Below are 17,114 nucleotides of genomic sequence, written 5' to 3'. Positions count from 1 at the left end.
TTAATCAAACACCGCATAACCCTGTGGGAGCGAGCTTGCTCGCGATGAGGCCATAACATTCAACATCATTGTTGACTGTCAGGCCGCCATCGCGAGCAAGCTCGCTCCCACAGTGGTTTCAGGGTGTTTGAAAGTTTGGGATCAACCGCGCCGATCCAGCAGATTCACCACCACCCGATCCACCCATCCCCACACCCGCTGCTTGACTCGTTTCCACAGCGGTCGGCGCTTCCATTCTTCCAGGCTGACTTGCTCGCTCAACCCGAAGTCCCGTTCGAAACTCGCCGCTACCGCTCGGGTCAATCCGGGGTCCAGTGCTTCCAGGTTGGCTTCCAGGTTGAAGCGCAGGTTCCAGTGATCGAAGTTGCACGAACCGATGCTCACCCAGTCGTCGATCAGGACCATTTTCAGATGCAGGAAACACGGCTGGTATTCGTAGATCTCCACCCCGGCCTTGAGCAGTCGCGGGTAGTAGCGATGCCCGGCGTAGCGCACGGAGGGGTGATCGGTACGCGGGCCGGTCAGCAGCAGGCGCACATCCACGCCGCGGGCAGCCGCCCGGCGCAGGGAACGGCGCACTTTCCAGGTCGGCAGAAAGTACGGCGTGGCCAGCCAGATCCGTCGGTGACCGCTGTTCAGGGCGCGCACCAGCGATTGCAGAATGTCCCGGTGTTGACGGGCGTCGGCATAGGCCACCCGGCCCATACCCTCGCCACTGGCCGGTACACGGGGTAAGCGCGGCAAGCCGAAATGCGAGGCCGGTCGCCAAGCGCGACGATGGCGGTTGGCGATCCACTGACGATCGAACAGCAGCTGCCAATCGAGCACCAGCGGGCCGGTGATTTCCACCATCACTTCGTGCCATTCGCTGACGTCTTCGCCCGGCGTCCAGAACTCATCGGTGACGCCCGTGCCCCCGACCACGGCCAGACTCTGGTCCACCAGCAACAATTTACGGTGGTCGCGGTAGAAGTTGCCGACCCAGCGCCGCCAGCTCAGGCGATTGTAGAAACGCAGCTCAACCCCAGCGGCCATCAGCCGCTGACGCAAGGCCAGGGTGAAGGCGAGGCTGCCATAATCATCGAACAGGCAGCGCACCCGCACACCGCGCTCGGCGGCCTGCACCAATGCCTGGACCATGGCTTCGGCACAGGCACCCGCCTCCACCAGATACAGTTCCAGCTCTACCTGTTCTTCCGCCCGGGCAATCGCCACCAGCATGCGCGGAAAAAACTGCGGGCCATCGATCAGCAGTTCGAAGTGGTTGCCTTCACGCCAGGGAAAAATCGCTCCGGCCATGTCAACGCGCCGTGAAAATCAGCACGGCACCCACCGGCACCGAAAGACTGATGGCCGAGAGGCCGGCCATTTTGCGCAACGTTTCCAGGCCAGGTGCCAGATCGAAATCCTCGGCGTTGATCACCAGCGGTTCGAGGGTCACCACCTGGAAGCGCCGGTCATCAAGACGGGTGGCCAGCAGTTCGGCCTGGTACTCGTGTTGTTTGCCGTGCAGGTCGACCATCAGCGGCAGGCGTAATTCCAGCTGCGCACCGGGAGCGAGGTCGTTGATCGGGCGCAGATCGATTTTCGTGGTGATCAAGGCGTCTGGGAACCGCTCGATCTGGAACAGCTCCTTGCGCATGCGCTCATCGCGCAACGGGACGCCGCTGTTGATTGACTCCAGTTCGACTTCCACCTGCGCCAGCCCCTGGGGATCGACCTTGCCGTGCAACACCAGAAAGCGCTGCACCTCGGAAACATTGGCGTTTTTGGTGCTGACAAACGACAGGCGTGAAGACTCGCCATCCAGGTACCAATCGGCACGGGCCGACACCGTGGCACCGGTCAGCAGCAGGAAAGCGAGGGTTTGAAGGGTGGAGCGCTTGAACATAGAGACTCGTGGGGCAGATAAACCTGTGCTGAACCTTAACCGGCCCTCAGCGCATTGCAAGCCGTCTATTACTCCAAACCCGCTTTTGTGGCGAGGGGGCTTGCTCCCGCTCGGCTGCGAAGCAGTCGCAAAACCTGCAACCGAGTGCTGTCTGAAGAAACCGAATGGCTGATTTCGGGAGTGCTTCGCACTCCAGCGGGAGCAAGCTCCCTCGCCACAAAAGCCCGGTCGCTCCACTCAAGGTTGCAAGCGACAACCCTGGCGCTCGCCGATCCACTCGGCGCTGTTGCTGCGGCCCATGCCGCTGACCGTTACGCGCTTGGCGCTAGGGTCATCGGTAAAGCCGCTGGCGGGCAGCCACTGTTTTACATAACCGTGGCAGTACTCGGCGTCATTGTTCATCACGTAGCGGCACGAACAATATTCCTTGGCGGTGTAGGCGCTGATGATGTCGGGGAACGCCCACAGCGCCTCACGCTCGTGCCAGATCCAGCCGAGCAAGGCGATCAGCGCAATCAGCAATAGTGAACTGACCGGTCGACGGCGAATGAACCCAGTCATGGCTGCACCTTCCCGGCAAAGGCCTTGAGCGCGAGCCTAAGCAACTCGTTGTGCCGGTAACTGCCGTCGCGGTCATCGCCGTAGCGGACGATCACCAGCTGTTCACTGGGGATCACATACATCGCCTGCCCCCAATGCCCCAGTGCAGCGAAGGTATCGGCGGGGGCATCGGGCCAGGGTTGTGCCGCGCCCTCAACCGCTCGATTGAGCCACCACTGGCCGCCGGGGACGGCATCGTCTTCATGGGCATGATAGTGAGGGAACGGCTCGCGGTTGAACGCCACCCAGTCCCTGGGCAACAGTTGTCTTTCTCCCCAGCGCCCCTCGCGGGCCATCAACAGACCGACCCGGGCCAGATCCCGTGCCGTCAGGTAGGCATAGGACGACGCGACGAACGTGCCGGTGGCATCGGTTTCCCAAACGGCGTGGCGAATGCCCAGCGGTTCGAACACAGCAGTCCATGGATAGTCGGGATAGCGGTCGGGGCCGACGATGGTTTTCAGTGCGGCGGACAACAGGTTGCTGTCACCGCTGGAGTAGCGAAAGGCCTGACCCGGCGCGGCGTACGCAGCATGCGCCGCCGTGAACGCGGCCATGTCGTGGTGCCCGCGGGTGTAGAGCATGGCCACCACCGAAGATTTCAGCGGCGCGTACTCGTAGTCTTCTTGCCAATCCAGGCCCGAGGCCCAGTGCAGCAAGTGGGCCATGGTCATGTCGGGATGTTTTTGCAGGGGTGGATAAAACTTCGCCACCGGGTCACCGAGTTTGAACAAGCCTTCGCCATAGGCCACGCCGAGGACAGCGGCCATCAGGCTCTTGCTGATCGACCAGGTCAAGTGCGGCGTCTCGGCCGTCGTCGGGCCGGCGTAGCGTTCGTAGAGCAACTGACCGTCGCGGATAACCAGCAAGGCATCGGTGCGAATGCCCTGGCGAGTGCTGTCATCGCGGGACGGGAAGGCGTAGGCCTCCAAAGCTTGAAGCGCCGGGCCGGTCGGTATCGGGGCGGTCGGCCATTGCTCGGCAGGCCAGTACTCGGCCTGGACCGTGAAACTGAGCAGCAGCAGGAAAATCAGAGACAAGCCTTTGGGCATGGCGGGGGCTCGGAGATTGAACCTGCTGAGCCTAGTCGAGGTTGATGACAGTCTGAAATTTGTAGCGCCAATAAAGACGTCTTCGCTGGCAAGCCAGCTCCCACAGGGATCTCTGGCGCACACAAAATCATGCAAGACACAGAACTTGTGGGAGCTGGCTTGCCAGCGATGAGGCCCGTCAGTGCGCAGCCAACGCCTTGGCCAACCTCTTCCCCCGGGCCCCCGCCGCCAGATCCATCACCGCTTGATCGCGCTGCCACATCGCCGCCCACTCCGGCGGCCCACCGGCCAGGGCCTCATTCACGTCAGATTTGAGCGCGTCAAACTGCGCGAACACCCCGCCAAGCACCACATGCCCGGCCAGACTGGTCGGTGGCTGGCGGCTGGTTTCCGCGCACCCTGCCAACAGGCCCAGCAGACGCATTTGCAAGGATTGTGGCCAGGCACAGTCCTGACCGATCCCATACAGCCACGCCGTCATGGCACTCAGTACATAGATGTCTTCCAGCGTGCGGAACGGTTTGACGTACGCATCCCAGCCGTCCCCGGCGAGCAATTCGCACAAGGCATTATCCAGAAACAAGCGGCCGTGGCTAATGTCCGGCATCAACGGGATCGGCGCCAGTTTTTCCACCCGCACGCCCGGCTCATCGCGATAGATCACCGCCAGGCTCAAGCGCGGGTCGGCGCCGGGCTCCTCGCTGCGTGCCGCCACCAGCAGCCAGTCGGCGGCATCGCCTGCGGTGACGAAATCCTTGCGTCCGCTCAGGCGCAAACCGCTCAAGCGGGTCTGCATGTCGGCCGGGCGCAGGCTGCGCTGTTCGGTGGCGCACAACGCGCCGAGGCTCAGTGGCGCACTCGGCCAGAGCATGCGCAGAGCCGCCTGATACCCCACCAGAAACGCCAGCCCCGGCGTCGCCATCCGCCGCCCGCCCAGCACGGCCAATTCAAACGGCGTGACCGTGCCCAACTGCTGCAACAAAGTCGCGAAACCTTCGGCCAGGTCCGGGTTGGCGGGTAAACGATCACGGCGGTTCAGCAGGGTTTGCCAGGGCATAAGAGGCTCCTCGAGGGCTGTCATATAAGCATCACCAAAGCTTAATGGCGATGACACCGGGGCTACATAGCCTGACTTTGCACAACACGGCTAGACAAAGAAAGTCGATTCGCTGTAGCCCAAAGACGGGTGAGCAGCCCGCACGGAGATTCGCCATGACTCAGATCGCCCGCATCAGCGACACCGCCAACGAACGCCGCCTGCAAGCCGAACGCCTGGTGGGCGCCGAGGCGCTGCAGGAAGCCCAGGCCTTGCGTTTCAACGTGTTCAGCGGCGAATTCAACGCCAAGCTCAAGGGCGCTGAACGGGGTCTGGACATGGATGACTACGACGTTCACTGCGCCCACATCGGCGTGCGTGACTTGAACACCGGGCGCCTGGTGGCGACCACCCGTTTGCTCGACCACACGGCCGCCAGCAGCCTGGGCAAGTTCTACAGCGAAGAAGAGTTCAGCCTCCACGGCCTGGTGCACCTGCAAGGCCCGATCCTGGAAATCGGCCGCACCTGCGTCGACCCGGCCTACCGCAACGGAGGCACCATCGCCGTGCTCTGGGGCGAACTGGCCGAAGTCCTGAACCAGGGCGGCTACAGCTACCTGATGGGTTGCGCGAGCATTCCGATGCAGGATGGCGGCGTGCAGGCCCACGCGATCATGCAGCGTCTGCGCGAACGCTACCTGTGCACCGAACACCTGCGCGCCGAGCCGAAAAACCCGCTGCCAAGCCTGGACATCCCGTCCAACGTGATTGCCGAAATGCCACCGCTGCTCAAGGCCTATATGCGCCTCGGCGCGAAGATCTGCGGCGAGCCGTGCTGGGACGAAGACTTCCAGGTCGCCGACGTGTTCATCCTGCTCAAACGCGACGAACTCTGCCCGCGCTACGCCAAACACTTCAAGGCGGCTGTGTAATGAGCCGGTTGCGGGTGTACGCGCGAATCGCGCGAGTGCTGATGGTGGTGACGCTGGGCCTGGGCATGGCCAGTGTGTTCGGCGTGTTCGAACGCCTGGGCCTGGCCCATTCGATGGCGCGTCGTCAGCGCTGGTCGCGATTTTTCATGGCCCGCCTGGGCAACGCCCTGCCCTTTGACGTGACCGTCCACGGCGAGCTGCCGAAGACACCGATGCTCTGGGTCAGCAACCATGTGTCCTGGACCGACATTCCGCTGCTGGGCATGCTCACGCCGCTGTCTTTCCTGTCCAAGGCCGAAGTGCGCACCTGGCCGGTGGCCGGCTGGTTGGCGGCCAAGGCCGGCAGCCTGTTCATCCGTCGCGGTTCGGGTGACAGCCAATTGATCCGCAAGCAGATGACCCGCCATCTGGAACAGGCCTACCCACTGCTGATGTTCCCGGAAGGCACCACCACCGACGGCCGTTCGCTGCGCACCTTCCATGGTCGCCTGCTGTCCGCCGCCATCGACTCCGAAGTGGCGCTGCAGCCGGTGGCGATCCGTTATGTGCGTGACGGCGAGCCTTGCGCGCTGGCGCCGTTCATTGGCGACGATGATCTGCTCTCGCACCTGATGCGTCTGTTCGCCAATGACCGTGGCGGCGTGGAGATTCATCTGCTCAAGGCAATCGCTTGTGAAGGTCGGGAGCGCGCGGCACTGGCGTTCGAGGCGCAGCAGGCGGTGCAGAAGGCGTTGTTTGGCGCTGTCGTTGAACCTCAGCGCGCGCCGATGCGTCCTGCCATTGCGGCGTGACGCGATCCTTGATTCACTGAAATACCCTGTGGGAGCGAGCTTGCTCGCGATAGCGGTGGGTCATTCAGCATCATCGTTGAATGTTGATCCGCTATCGCGGGCAAGCCCGCTCCCACAGTGGTTTTAAGTTGCTGGATAGTTCCGGGCAAAATCCTGCAACTGCGGATAGAACAACCGAAAGTCCTCGCTCAACGGTTCATACAACTGCCGCAACTCCTGCATCGCCGCCGCCAGTTCCTCCGGCCGGGTCAGGCGCCGCGAGATCCCGCGCAACACCTGCTCCAGCACTTCAAATTCCTGATACGAGCCCAACCAGTCATTGGCCACCATGTGCGGCGCAATCTTCGCCAGCCGCTCCGGCAGTTGCCGCTCGCTGGACAGCACGCGATACACGTCCGAAGTGAACAGCTCCAGCGGCTGGTCGGCGTACAGCCTCCAGTCCCGGGCCAGGCAATGGTCGAAAAACACGTCGAGCACGATCCCCGCATAGCGACGACGGGTCAGGGAGAAACGCGACAACGCGACATCCACAAGAGGATGGCGATCGGTGAACACGTCGATGCTGCGGTGCAACTGGATAGCCCCTTCGATGTCCGGAGCGAACTGCCCTTGCAGCCGTCCCTTGACGAAATCGCCATACAGGCTGCCGAGCAATTGGCCGGGACGCTGGCCACCGAGGTGAAGATGTGCGAGATAGTTCATGGGCGCAGCTTAGCACTGCCCCCTTGTCTTGTTACACTCAACGTATCGTTATAACTCGATATACCGAAATGTGAGCTGGTCAGAGCCAAATCATATTTGTATATCGCGAAATACCGATTTAAAGTTCGCTTCATCGCGATATAGCGTTTTAAACATCACGAGCCCACATCATGACCATCAATCTCGACGAAATAATAAAAGCCCTGGCACACCCAGTACGGCGAGAAATCCTGCACTGGCTCAAGGACCCGACCGTCGAATTTCCCGACCAGTCCCACAGCAACGAGCACGGCGTTTGCGCCGGGCAGATCGATCAACGTTGCGGCCTGTCGCAGTCCACGGTGTCGGCACACCTGGCGACCCTGCAACGCGCCGGCCTGATCAGCAGCCGCAAAGTCGGCCAGTGGCATTTTTTCAAACGCAATGAGGAAACCATTCAGGAGTTCCTCAAAACCTTCAGTAAAGAGCTCTGACCCTTAAAGTCAGTCAGCCGAAAAGGAATCAGACATGCCCCTCTCGCTACTCATCCTGGCCTTGAGCGCCTTCGCCATCGGCACCACCGAGTTCGTCATCATGGGCCTGCTGCCCAACGTGGCGGCCGACCTCGGTGTGTCGATTCCCGGTGCCGGCTGGCTGGTGACCGGTTACGCCCTGGGCGTGGCCATCGGTGCGCCGTTCATGGCGCTGGCCACCGCCAGGCTGCCGCGCAAGGCCGCCCTGGTGGCGTTGATGGGCATCTTCATTATCGGCAACCTGCTCTGCGCAGTAGCGGGCGACTACAACGTGCTGATGTTTGCCCGTGTGGTCACCGCGCTGTGCCACGGTGCCTTCTTCGGCATCGGCTCGGTGGTGGCTGCCGGCCTGGTGCCTGCGAACAAACGTGCCTCGGCCGTAGCCCTGATGTTCACCGGCCTGACCCTGGCCAACGTCCTCGGCGTACCGCTGGGCACCGCCCTCGGTCAGGAAGCCGGCTGGCGTTCGACCTTCTGGGCCGTGACCGTGATCGGTGTGATTGCGCTGATCGGTCTGATCCGCTTCCTGCCGGCCAAGCGCGATGAAGAAAAACTCGACATGCGCGCCGAACTGGCCGCACTCAAGGGCGCTGGCATCTGGCTGTCCCTGAGCATGACCGCGCTGTTCGCCGCCTCGGTGTTCACCCTGTTCACCTACGTTGCGCCACTGTTGGGCGAAGTCACTGGCGTCTCGCCCCGTGGCGTGACCTGGACCCTGATGCTCATCGGCCTGGGCCTGACGGTCGGCAACATCATCGGCGGCAAGCTGGCCGATAAAGGCATGGCCGCGACCCTGATCGGTGTGTTCGTGACCATGGCCGTGGTGTCCACCGTGCTGACCTGGACCAGCGTCGCCCTGATCCCGACCGAAATCACCCTGTTCCTTTGGGCCACCGCGTGCTTCGCCGCCGTACCGGCGCTGCAAGTGAACGTGGTGACGTTCGGCAAAGCCGCACCGAACCTGGTGTCGACCCTGAACATCGGCGCTTTCAACATCGGCAACGCCCTGGGTGCCTGGGTCGGCGGCAGTGTGATCGCCCATGGCTTCGGCCTGACCAGCGTGCCGCTCGCGGCAGCCGTACTGGCGGTACTCGCCCTGCTGGTAACCCTGATTACTTTCCGCCAGAGCGGCAACCCCGATCTGGCTCCTGCTACCCACTAATCACCTGAAACCTCACGAGGGTTGTACTTCATGACGACTATTTTCGATCCAATCAAACTGGGCGACCTCGAGTTGGCCAACCGCATCATCATGGCCCCGCTGACCCGCTGCCGCGCCGACGAAGGCCGCGTACCCAATGCGCTGATGGCCGAGTACTACGTGCAGCGTGCGTCCGCCGGGCTGATCCTCAGCGAGGCCACTTCGGTGACACCGATGGGCGTCGGCTACCCCGACACCCCGGGCATCTGGTCCAACGATCAGGTACGTGGCTGGTCCAACGTGACCAAGGCCATCCATGGCGCGGGCGGCAAGATCTTCCTGCAGTTGTGGCACGTGGGTCGCATTTCCCACGGTTTGTACCTGAATGATGAAGCCCCGGTCGCCCCGAGTGCCATCCAGCCCAAGGGCCACGTCAGCCTGGTTCGTCCGCTGGCCGACTTCCCGGTTCCGCGCGCCCTGGAAACCGCTGAAATCGCCGACATCGTCGACGCTTACCGCGTCGGTGCCGAGAACGCCAAGGCCGCCGGCTTCGACGGTGTGGAAATCCACGCTGCCAACGGTTACCTGCTCGACCAGTTCCTACAAAGCAGCACCAACCAGCGCACCGACAACTATGGCGGCTCCCTGGAAAACCGTGCCCGCCTGCTGCTGGAAGTGACTGACGCTGCCATCGAAGTCTGGGGCGCCGGCCGTGTAGGTGTGCACCTGTCGCCACGCGCCGACCTGCATGACATGGGCGACGACAACCTGGCCGAAACCTTCACCTACGTCGCTCGCGAACTGGGCAAGCGTGGCATCGCCTTCATCTGCTCGCGCGAAAAAGAAGGCGCCGACAGCCTCGGCCCACAACTCAAGGAGGCCTTCGGCGGCCCTTACATTGCCAACGAGCGTTTCACCAAGGACAGCGCCAACGCGTTGCTCACCAGCGGCAAGGCCGATGCAGTCGCCTTCGGCGTACCCTTCATTGCCAACCCGGACCTGCCGGCACGCTTGAAGGCCGACGCACCGCTTAACGAAGCGCGCCCGGAGCTGTTCTATGCCCAGGGTCCGGTTGGTTATATCGACTATCCGACGCTGTAAGCGGCAGCCATTGAAACGCAAAAGCCCCGACTCGAAAGAGCCGGGGCTTTTTGCTACCGGAACAATTTCATGGCTTTGACTCCAACCCTGTAGGAGCTGCCGAAGGCTGCGATCTTTTGATCTTGATTAGGGTGATGATGCCATCGCCGAAGATCAAAAGATCGCAGCCTTCGGCAGCTCCTACAGGGACTGACACAAATTCCCTACAAAATACTGAGCTTGCTACCTGTCATCGCGCCAAGGGTACGTATATAAAAGCACCCCATTAATAAACATCGAGCGCTGACACACGCGGGCCCGATTACGAATTTTGTTTCATTTGCGCAGGCTGGGGCTCAAGCGCAGCATGTCCAGCCCGGTATCGACCCATCGTTCGGCTTCGGTGTGCAATTCAAAACTGTCGGGGGCCAGCAACCACTGGTACAGGATGCCATCGATATAAGCATGCAAGCTGATCGCGGCGCGGGCGGTGTCGAGGTTTTCCGGCAACTGCCCTCGATTGACGGCATTGCTCAGGGCCAGACCGATTCGCACGTTGCACTCGAGGCTGGCTGACACACGCTGTTGGCGCAGGTCGCACATTTCATCGGTGAATTCGCACTTATGAAAAAGAATCTCATTGATGCGTCGGGTTTTCGGGTCCAGCGCAATTTGATGAAACAAATGAATCAGCAGCTTGCGCATGCAGCCCAGGGGATCGAGTTCGTCTTCACTCTCGCTGGCCTTGGCCATTTCTTCCAGCGGCTCATGCAAGGTGTCGAGCATGGCCTGCACCAGATCCGCCTTGTTGCTGAAATGCCAGTAGATGGCCCCACGAGTGACTCCGGCCAGGGTAGCGATATCCGCCAGGGTCGTACGCGCCACGCCTCGCTCGTAAAAGGCCTTTTCGGCCGCCACGAGAATTTGCGCGCGGGTTTCCTGAGCTTCCTCTTTGGTACGACGGACCATGGCAGTACAACCTCAATCAGGGTGCTTCAGCGATGTCTGAATATCAGCTGAATAAAAGTGGGGCGAACGTTCTGGGGGTTCGTCCCCGGCCTACAATTCCAACCTTTCAACGGCTTGTGTAATGGCTTTTGTAACGACGTTGATACGCAGCCTGGGTATTTACAAACAGCCATGTACGTAAGTATATTACTTAGCAAGCTACTTATCCACTCGGCAACCATATTTCAACCTTCCACCTTTCTAGTGCGCACGTTGCGCGCCTGACCCGAGGATTTTCATGCAATTCAAGCCAGCTGTTACCGCTCTGGTCGCCGCCGTCGCCCTGGCATCGCTGCTCAGCGGATGCAAAAAGGAAGAGGCAGCACCGGCCGCCCCACCGCCTCAGGTCGGCGTCGTGACTCTGCAACCGCAAGCGTTCACCCTGACATCCGATCTGCCTGGCCGTACCAGTGCGTTCCGCATTGCCGAAGTCCGTCCTCAGGTCAACGGCATCATTCTCAAGCGCCTGTTCAAGGAAGGCAGCGACGTCAAGGCCGGCCAGCAGCTCTATCAGATCGATCCGTCGGTCTATGAAGCGACATTGAAAAGCGCCGAAGCCAACCTGCGCTCGACCAAGTCGATTTCCGACCGCTACAAGCAACTGGTCGACGAGCAGGCTGTAAGCCGTCAGGAATACGACACCGCCGTGGCCAACCGCCTGCAATCGGAAGCCGCACTGCAAACCGCACAGATCAACGTGCGCTACACCAAGGTCTATGCCCCGCTGACCGGCCGCATCGGCCGCTCCTCGGTGACCGAAGGCGCGCTGGTCAGCAATGCCCAGGTCGATGCGATGGCGGTGATTCAGCAAATCGACCCGATCTACGTCGACGTGACGCAGTCCTCGGTCGAGCTGCTGCAACTGCGCCGCGAGCTGGAAAGCGGTCGCCTGCAAAAAGCCGGCGACAACGCGGCCTCGGTCAAGCTGACCCTGGAAGACGGCAGCGATTACAAGCTGGACGGCAAGCTGGAATTCTCCGAAATCTCGGTTGACCAGACCACCGGTTCCGTCACCCTGCGCGCCATTTTCCCGAACCCTGACCACACCCTTCTGCCAGGCATGTTCGTGCACGCCAAGTTGCTGGCCGGTGTGAACAGCGCGGCGATCCTGGCCCCGCAGCAAGGCGTAACCCGCGACCTCAAGGGTACCCCGACCGCTCTGGTTGTCGGCCCGGACAACAAGGTCGAACTGCGTCATCTCAAGGCCAACCGCACCGTCGGCAACCAGTGGCTGATCGAAGACGGCCTGAAGGCCGGCGATCGCCTGATCACCGAAGGTCTGCAATTCGTCAAACCCGGCATCGAAGTCAAGGCCAGTGAAGCGACCAACGTAGCCGTAAAGAGCCCGGCCCCCGCTCAGACAGCTGATAAAGCCTCTGGCGGAAAAGGGGAGTAAACCATGTCGAGATTTTTTATCGACCGTCCGATTTTCGCCTGGGTGATTGCCCTGGTGATCATGTTGGTCGGGGCACTATCGATCCTGCGGTTGCCGATCAACCAGTACCCGAGCATTGCGCCTCCGGCGATCGCCATTTCCGTGACCTACCCGGGTGCTTCGGCACAAACGGTACAGGACACCGTGGTTCAGGTGATCGAGCAACAGCTCAACGGTATCGACAACCTGCGTTATGTCTCGTCGGAAAGTAACTCCGACGGCACCATGACCATTACCGCGACCTTCGAGCAAGGCACCAACTCCGACACCGCGCAGGTTCAGGTGCAGAACAAGCTGAACCTGGCCACCCCGCTGCTGCCGCAGGAAGTGCAACAGCAAGGTATCCGCGTCACCAAGGCGGTGAAGAACTTCCTGCTGGTGATCGGCGTGGTCTCGCGTGACGGCAGCATGACCAAGGACGACTTGTCCAACTACATCGTGTCGAACATGCAAGACCCAATTTCGCGGACCGCGGGTGTCGGCGACTTCCAGGTGTTCGGTTCGCAGTACGCCATGCGTATCTGGCTCGACCCGGCCAAGTTGAACAAATACAACCTGACCCCGATCGACGTAAAAACCGCCATCGCGGCGCAAAACGTCCAGGTCTCGTCCGGTCAGCTCGGCGGCCTGCCTGCCCTGCCCGGCACCCAGTTGAACGCGACGATCATCGGCAAGACCCGCCTGCAGACCGCGGAGCAATTCGACAAGATCCTGCTCAAGGTCAACAAGGACGGCTCCCAGGTTCGCCTCAAAGATGTTGCCGAAGTCGGCCTGGGTGGCGAGAACTACAGCATCAACGCCCAGTTCAACGGCGCCCCGGCTTCCGGCCTGGCGGTGAAACTGGCCACCGGTGCCAACGCGCTCGATACCGCCAAGGCCCTGCGCGCGACCATCGACAGCCTCAAGCCCTTCTTCCCGCAAGGGATGGAAGTGGTGTTCCCGTACGACACCACGCCGGTGGTGACCGAGTCGATCAAAGGTGTGGTTCACACCCTGGTCGAAGCGATCGCGCTGGTGTTCCTGGTGATGTTCCTGTTCCTGCAAAACTTCCGCGCCACCGTGATCACCACGATGACCGTGCCGGTGGTATTGCTCGGTACATTCGGGATCCTCGCGGCCGCCGGTTTCAGCATCAACACCCTGACCATGTTCGGTATGGTGCTGGCCATCGGCTTGCTGGTGGACGACGCCATCGTCGTGGTGGAAAACGTCGAACGGGTGATGAGCGAAGAAGGCCTGTCACCGAAGGAAGCCACCAAGAAGTCCATGGGCCAGATCCAGGGCGCACTGGTCGGTATCGCCCTGGTGTTGTCGGCGGTTCTGCTGCCAATGGCGTTCTTCAGCGGTTCCACCGGTGTGATCTACAAGCAGTTCTCGATCACCATCGTTTCGGCCATGGCCCTGTCGGTACTGGTTGCGCTGATCTTCACCCCGGCGCTCTGCGCCACCATGCTCAAGCCGATTCCGAAAGGCGAGCACGGCGTACCCAAGCGTGGTTTCTTTGGCTGGTTCAACCGCAATTTCGACCGCGGCGTTCGCGGCTACGAACGCGGTGTAGGCAATATCCTGCAGCGCAAGATCCCGTACCTGCTGGCGTACCTGCTGATCGTGGTGGGCATGATCTGGCTGTTCACCCGCATTCCAACGGCGTTCCTGCCGGAAGAAGACCAGGGTGTACTGTTCGCCCAGGTGCAAACCCCGGCCGGCTCCACAGCCCAGCGTACCCAGGTGGTCGTTGATGAAATGCGTGAGTTCCTGCTGCGCCCGGGCAAGGATGGCGGCGAAGGCGATGCGGTGAACTCGGTGTTTACCGTGACCGGTTTCAACTTCGCCGGCCGTGGCCAGAGTTCGGGTATGGCGTTCATCATGCTGCGTCCGTGGGACGAACGTAACGCCGACAACAACGTGTTCAAGGTGGCGGCCCGTGCCCAGCAGCACTTCTTCACCTTCCGCGATGCCATGGTGTTCGCCTTTGCACCACCGGCAGTACTGGAGTTGGGTAACGCCACCGGTTTCGACGTGTTCCTGCAGGACCGCGCCGGTATCGGCCACGAAAAACTGATGGAAGCGCGCAACCAGTTCCTTGGCATGGCCGCACAAAGCAAGATCCTGTCTCAGGTGCGTCCGAACGGCCTGAACGACGAACCGCAATACCAACTGGAAATCGATGACGAGAAGGCCAGTGCCCTGGGCATTACCATCGCCGACATCAACAACACCCTGTCGATTGCCCTGGGCAGTAGCTACGTCAACGACTTCATCGACCGTGGTCGGGTGAAAAAGGTTTACGTGCAAGGCCAGCCAGGCTCTCGAATGGGCCCTGAAGACTTGCAGAAGTGGTACGTGCGCAACGCCCAGGGAACCATGGTGCCGTTCTCGGCATTCGCCAAGGGCGAGTGGATCTACGGTTCGCCGAAACTGGCCCGTTACAACGGCGTGGAAGCGATGGAAATCCTCGGCGCCCCGGCACCGGGTTACTCCACCGGTGAAGCCATGCTCGAAGTCGAAGCCATTGCCAAGAAACTGCCGGCCGGTGTCGGTATTTCCTGGACCGGCCTGTCGTACGAGGAACGTCTGTCCGGCTCGCAAGCGCCGGCGCTGTACGCCCTGTCGCTGCTGATGGTGTTCCTGTGCCTGGCGGCGTTGTATGAAAGCTGGTCGATTCCGATCGCGGTGATGTTGGTGGTACCGCTGGGGATCATCGGTGCACTGATGGCCACCAGCCTGCGCGGTTTGTCCAACGACGTGTATTTCCAGGTAGGCCTGTTGACGACTATCGGCCTGGCGGCGAAAAACGCCATTCTGATTGTCGAATTTGCAAAGGAACTGCACGAACAGGGGCGTAGCCTGCGCGACGCGGCAATCGAAGCCTGCCGCATGCGTCTGCGACCGATCATCATGACCTCCCTCGCCTTCGTTCTGGGTGTGGTACCACTGGCGATATCCACGGGCGCAGGCTCGGGTAGCCAGCATGCAATCGGTACCGGCGTGATTGGCGGTATGATCACGGCCACTGTGCTGGCGATCTTCTGGGTCCCGCTGTTCTTCGTCACCGTGTCGTCCATTGGCCAGCGCAAGATTGCCGACCAGGATGACGCTACTGAAACTCCTAAAGAGGCTGGCTAATGAGCAAGTCGCTACTCTCCCTGGCAGTCGCCGCCTTCGTGCTCGGTGGCTGCTCGCTGATACCTGATTATCAGCAGCCCGAAGCACCGGTGGCGGGGCAATACCCGCAAGGCCCGGCGTATTCGCCGGCCCAGGCACCGGCGCAAGCGGCAGCCGAGCAGGGCTGGAAGCAGTTTTTCCACGACCCGGCGCTGCAACAGCTGATCCAGGTCGCCCTGGAAAACAACCGTGACCTGCGTGTCGCGGCCCTGAACATCGACGCCTTTGCGGCTCAGTACCGCATCTCCCGCGCCGACCTGTTCCCGGCCGTTTCGGCCAATGGCACCGGCAGCCGTCAGCGCCTTCCGGCTAACGCTTCGCAGACCGGCGAAGCCGGCATCACCAGCTCCTACTCGGCAACGGTTGGCGTCAACGCCTACGAACTCGACCTGTTCGGCCGGGTTCGCAGCCTGAACGAGGAAGCGTTGCAGAAGTACTTCGCCACCGAAGAAGGCCGGCGCAGCACGCAGCTCAGCCTGGTGGCCAGCGTCGCCAACGCCTACCTGACCTGGCAGGCCGACAAGGAACTGCTGAAAGTCACCCAGGACACCCTCGCCGCGTTCGAGGAGAGCTACAAGCTCACCGCGCGCAGCAACGAAGTGGGCGTCGCCTCGGCCCTGGACCTGGCGCAGTCGCGGACCTCGGTGGAGAACGCCCGTGCGCAACTGGCCCGTTACACCCGTCAGGTCGCCCAGGATGAAAACAGCCTGGTACTGCTGCTCGGTACCGGCGTCCCGGCCAACCTGCCAGCGGCCAAACCGCTGAACGACGACCTGTTGGCCGAAGTACCGGCCGGCCTGCCGTCGGACCTGCTGCAACGTCGTCCGGACATCCTCCAGGCCGAGCACAACCTCAAGGCGGCCAACGCCAACATCGGCGCGGCACGGGCAGCGTTCTTCCCGAGCATCAGCCTGACCGCCAACGCCGGGACCCTGAGCCCGGACCTGTCCGGCCTGTTCAAGGGCGGTTCGGGTACCTGGCTGTTCCAGCCGCAGATCAACCTGCCGATCTTCAACGCCGGCAGCCTGCGCGCCAGCCTGGATTACTCGAAGATCCAGAAAGACATTGGTGTGGCGAACTACGAGAAGTCCATTCAAACAGCCTTCCAGGAAGTCGCCGACGGCCTGGCCGCACGCGGGACCTACACCGATCAGGTACAGGCACAGCGTAATCTGGTCAGCGCCAACCAGGACTACTACCGCCTGGCCGAGCGTCGTTATCGCATCGGTGTCGACAGCAACCTGACGTTCCTCGATGCCCAGCGTCAGCTGTTCAACTCCGAACAGAATCTGATTACTGATCGCCTGGCGCAGTTGATCAGTCAGGTCAACCTGTACAAGGCACTGGGTGGTGGCTGGAACGAACAGACGGCGAAGAACGAGCCGTTGAAGGAACAAGCGCCGAAGATGAAGTATTTCTGATAGCGCTGTGAAAACACGAAGCCCACCGATTGGTGGGCTTTTTGTTGGCTGCGGGAAAAGATGTGTAGTCAGGCATGGCCTCTTCGTCGGAACGCCGCCCGGAGCAAGCCCGCTCCCACAGGGTCACTGTGATCCACAAATTTTGTGTACGACACGGACACTGTGGGAGCTGGCTTGCCAGCGATGAGGCGCGCAAAAACAGCACAAAAATCACAGCCAATCTAATGTTCGATAACCGCCCAAAACCCGCTTTTTACGATTGAACCATCCAGTACATTCCACGCACCATCCGAACCACAAAACCAATAACAACAGGTTCGACACCATGCCCCCGCGCCCTGCCCCCTC

Annotated in this window: 15 protein-coding genes; 8 read left to right on the top strand and 7 right to left on the bottom strand. The window is 61.4% G+C overall.

The window, feature by feature from the left end; all coding sequences use genetic code 11:
• Window positions 1-141: 141 nt before the first annotated feature.
• From KW841_RS13725 to KW841_RS13705, 5 genes are all read right to left on the bottom strand, one after another.
• Complete coding sequence (locus KW841_RS13725; protein WP_218476894.1) at window positions 142-1,299, bottom strand: phosphatidylserine/phosphatidylglycerophosphate/cardiolipin synthase family protein; 1,158 nt, start codon at window positions 1,297-1,299, stop codon at window positions 142-144.
• Between the two features lies 1 nt (window position 1,300).
• The gene (locus KW841_RS13720; RefSeq protein WP_218476892.1) at window positions 1,301-1,891 is read right to left on the bottom strand and encodes a YceI family protein; all 591 of its coding nucleotides are present in this window, start codon (window positions 1,889-1,891) and stop codon (window positions 1,301-1,303) included.
• Between the two features lie 237 nt (window positions 1,892-2,128).
• The gene (locus KW841_RS13715; protein WP_218476889.1) at window positions 2,129-2,452 is read right to left on the bottom strand and encodes an amidase; all 324 of its coding nucleotides are present in this window, start codon (window positions 2,450-2,452) and stop codon (window positions 2,129-2,131) included.
• Window positions 2,449-3,543, bottom strand: a complete 1,095-nt coding sequence (locus KW841_RS13710) for a serine hydrolase (RefSeq protein WP_218476887.1) — start codon at window positions 3,541-3,543, stop codon at window positions 2,449-2,451. Before KW841_RS13710 ends, KW841_RS13715 begins: the two co-directional genes overlap by 4 nt.
• A 178-nt stretch (window positions 3,544-3,721) precedes the next feature.
• On the bottom strand, window positions 3,722-4,600 hold the full coding sequence (locus KW841_RS13705) for an acyl-CoA dehydrogenase family protein (RefSeq protein WP_218476876.1): 879 nt from the start codon (window positions 4,598-4,600) through the stop codon (window positions 3,722-3,724).
• Window positions 4,601-4,755: 155 nt separating this feature from the next.
• On the opposite strand from KW841_RS13705, the gene olsB reads away from it, so the two are divergent.
• Together olsB and KW841_RS13695 are read left to right on the top strand one after the other, a co-directional pair.
• Window positions 4,756-5,511: an L-ornithine N(alpha)-acyltransferase gene (gene olsB, locus KW841_RS13700; RefSeq protein ID WP_015093862.1), complete on the top strand. Its 756-nt coding sequence runs from the start codon at window positions 4,756-4,758 to the stop codon at window positions 5,509-5,511.
• Window positions 5,511-6,302 (top strand): lysophospholipid acyltransferase family protein, encoded by a 792-nt coding sequence (locus KW841_RS13695; RefSeq protein ID WP_218476874.1) that lies wholly within the window; start codon window positions 5,511-5,513, stop codon window positions 6,300-6,302. Before olsB ends, KW841_RS13695 begins: the two co-directional genes overlap by 1 nt.
• A 123-nt stretch (window positions 6,303-6,425) precedes the next feature.
• Here the strand turns inward: KW841_RS13695 and KW841_RS13690 are convergent, their stop codons facing one another.
• Window positions 6,426-7,004, bottom strand: a complete 579-nt coding sequence (locus KW841_RS13690; RefSeq protein ID WP_218476872.1) for an ACP phosphodiesterase — start codon at window positions 7,002-7,004, stop codon at window positions 6,426-6,428.
• Window positions 7,005-7,174: 170 nt separating this feature from the next.
• Between KW841_RS13690 and KW841_RS13685 the strand changes: the two genes are divergently transcribed.
• From KW841_RS13685 to KW841_RS13675, 3 genes are read left to right on the top strand one after another with little or no spacing between them, the layout of a single operon-like run.
• Complete coding sequence (locus KW841_RS13685) at window positions 7,175-7,477, top strand: helix-turn-helix transcriptional regulator (RefSeq protein ID WP_007983055.1); 303 nt, start codon at window positions 7,175-7,177, stop codon at window positions 7,475-7,477.
• Between the two features lie 34 nt (window positions 7,478-7,511).
• A complete protein-coding gene (locus KW841_RS13680) occupies window positions 7,512-8,678 on the top strand; it encodes an MFS transporter (RefSeq protein WP_007976713.1) in 1,167 nt (388 codons plus the stop codon).
• 30 nt (window positions 8,679-8,708) lie between these two features.
• Window positions 8,709-9,758: an alkene reductase gene (locus KW841_RS13675; protein ID WP_218476870.1), complete on the top strand. Its 1,050-nt coding sequence runs from the start codon at window positions 8,709-8,711 to the stop codon at window positions 9,756-9,758.
• Window positions 9,759-10,073: 315 nt separating this feature from the next.
• Here the strand turns inward: KW841_RS13675 and emhR are convergent, their stop codons facing one another.
• Window positions 10,074-10,706, bottom strand: coding sequence for an efflux system transcriptional repressor EmhR (emhR, locus tag KW841_RS13670; RefSeq protein ID WP_015093857.1), 633 nt, complete (start codon window positions 10,704-10,706; stop codon window positions 10,074-10,076).
• A 277-nt stretch (window positions 10,707-10,983) separates the two neighbouring features.
• On the opposite strand from emhR, the gene KW841_RS13665 reads away from it, so the two are divergent.
• Genes KW841_RS13665 through emhC form a run of 3 tightly spaced genes read left to right on the top strand, consistent with a single transcriptional unit; the run spans window position 10,984 to window position 16,766 of the window.
• The gene (locus KW841_RS13665) at window positions 10,984-12,141 is read left to right on the top strand and encodes an efflux RND transporter periplasmic adaptor subunit (protein WP_104450597.1); all 1,158 of its coding nucleotides are present in this window, start codon (window positions 10,984-10,986) and stop codon (window positions 12,139-12,141) included.
• A gap of 3 nt (window positions 12,142-12,144) precedes the next feature.
• A complete protein-coding gene (emhB, locus tag KW841_RS13660) occupies window positions 12,145-15,306 on the top strand; it encodes an efflux RND transporter permease subunit EmhB (protein ID WP_218476867.1) in 3,162 nt (1,053 codons plus the stop codon).
• Window positions 15,306-16,766 (top strand): efflux RND transporter outer membrane subunit EmhC, encoded by a 1,461-nt coding sequence (gene emhC, locus KW841_RS13655; protein ID WP_218476855.1) that lies wholly within the window; start codon window positions 15,306-15,308, stop codon window positions 16,764-16,766. Before emhB ends, emhC begins: the two co-directional genes overlap by 1 nt.
• The last annotated feature ends 348 nt before the right edge of the window (window positions 16,767-17,114 follow it).

This window comes from Pseudomonas sp. PDM28, from assembly GCF_019219115.1.
Lineage (GTDB): Bacteria > Pseudomonadota > Gammaproteobacteria > Pseudomonadales > Pseudomonadaceae > Aquipseudomonas > Aquipseudomonas laurylsulfatiphila.
Note: the sequence above shows the minus strand (reverse complement) of the source record. Positions and strands in the feature narration are given on the sequence as shown.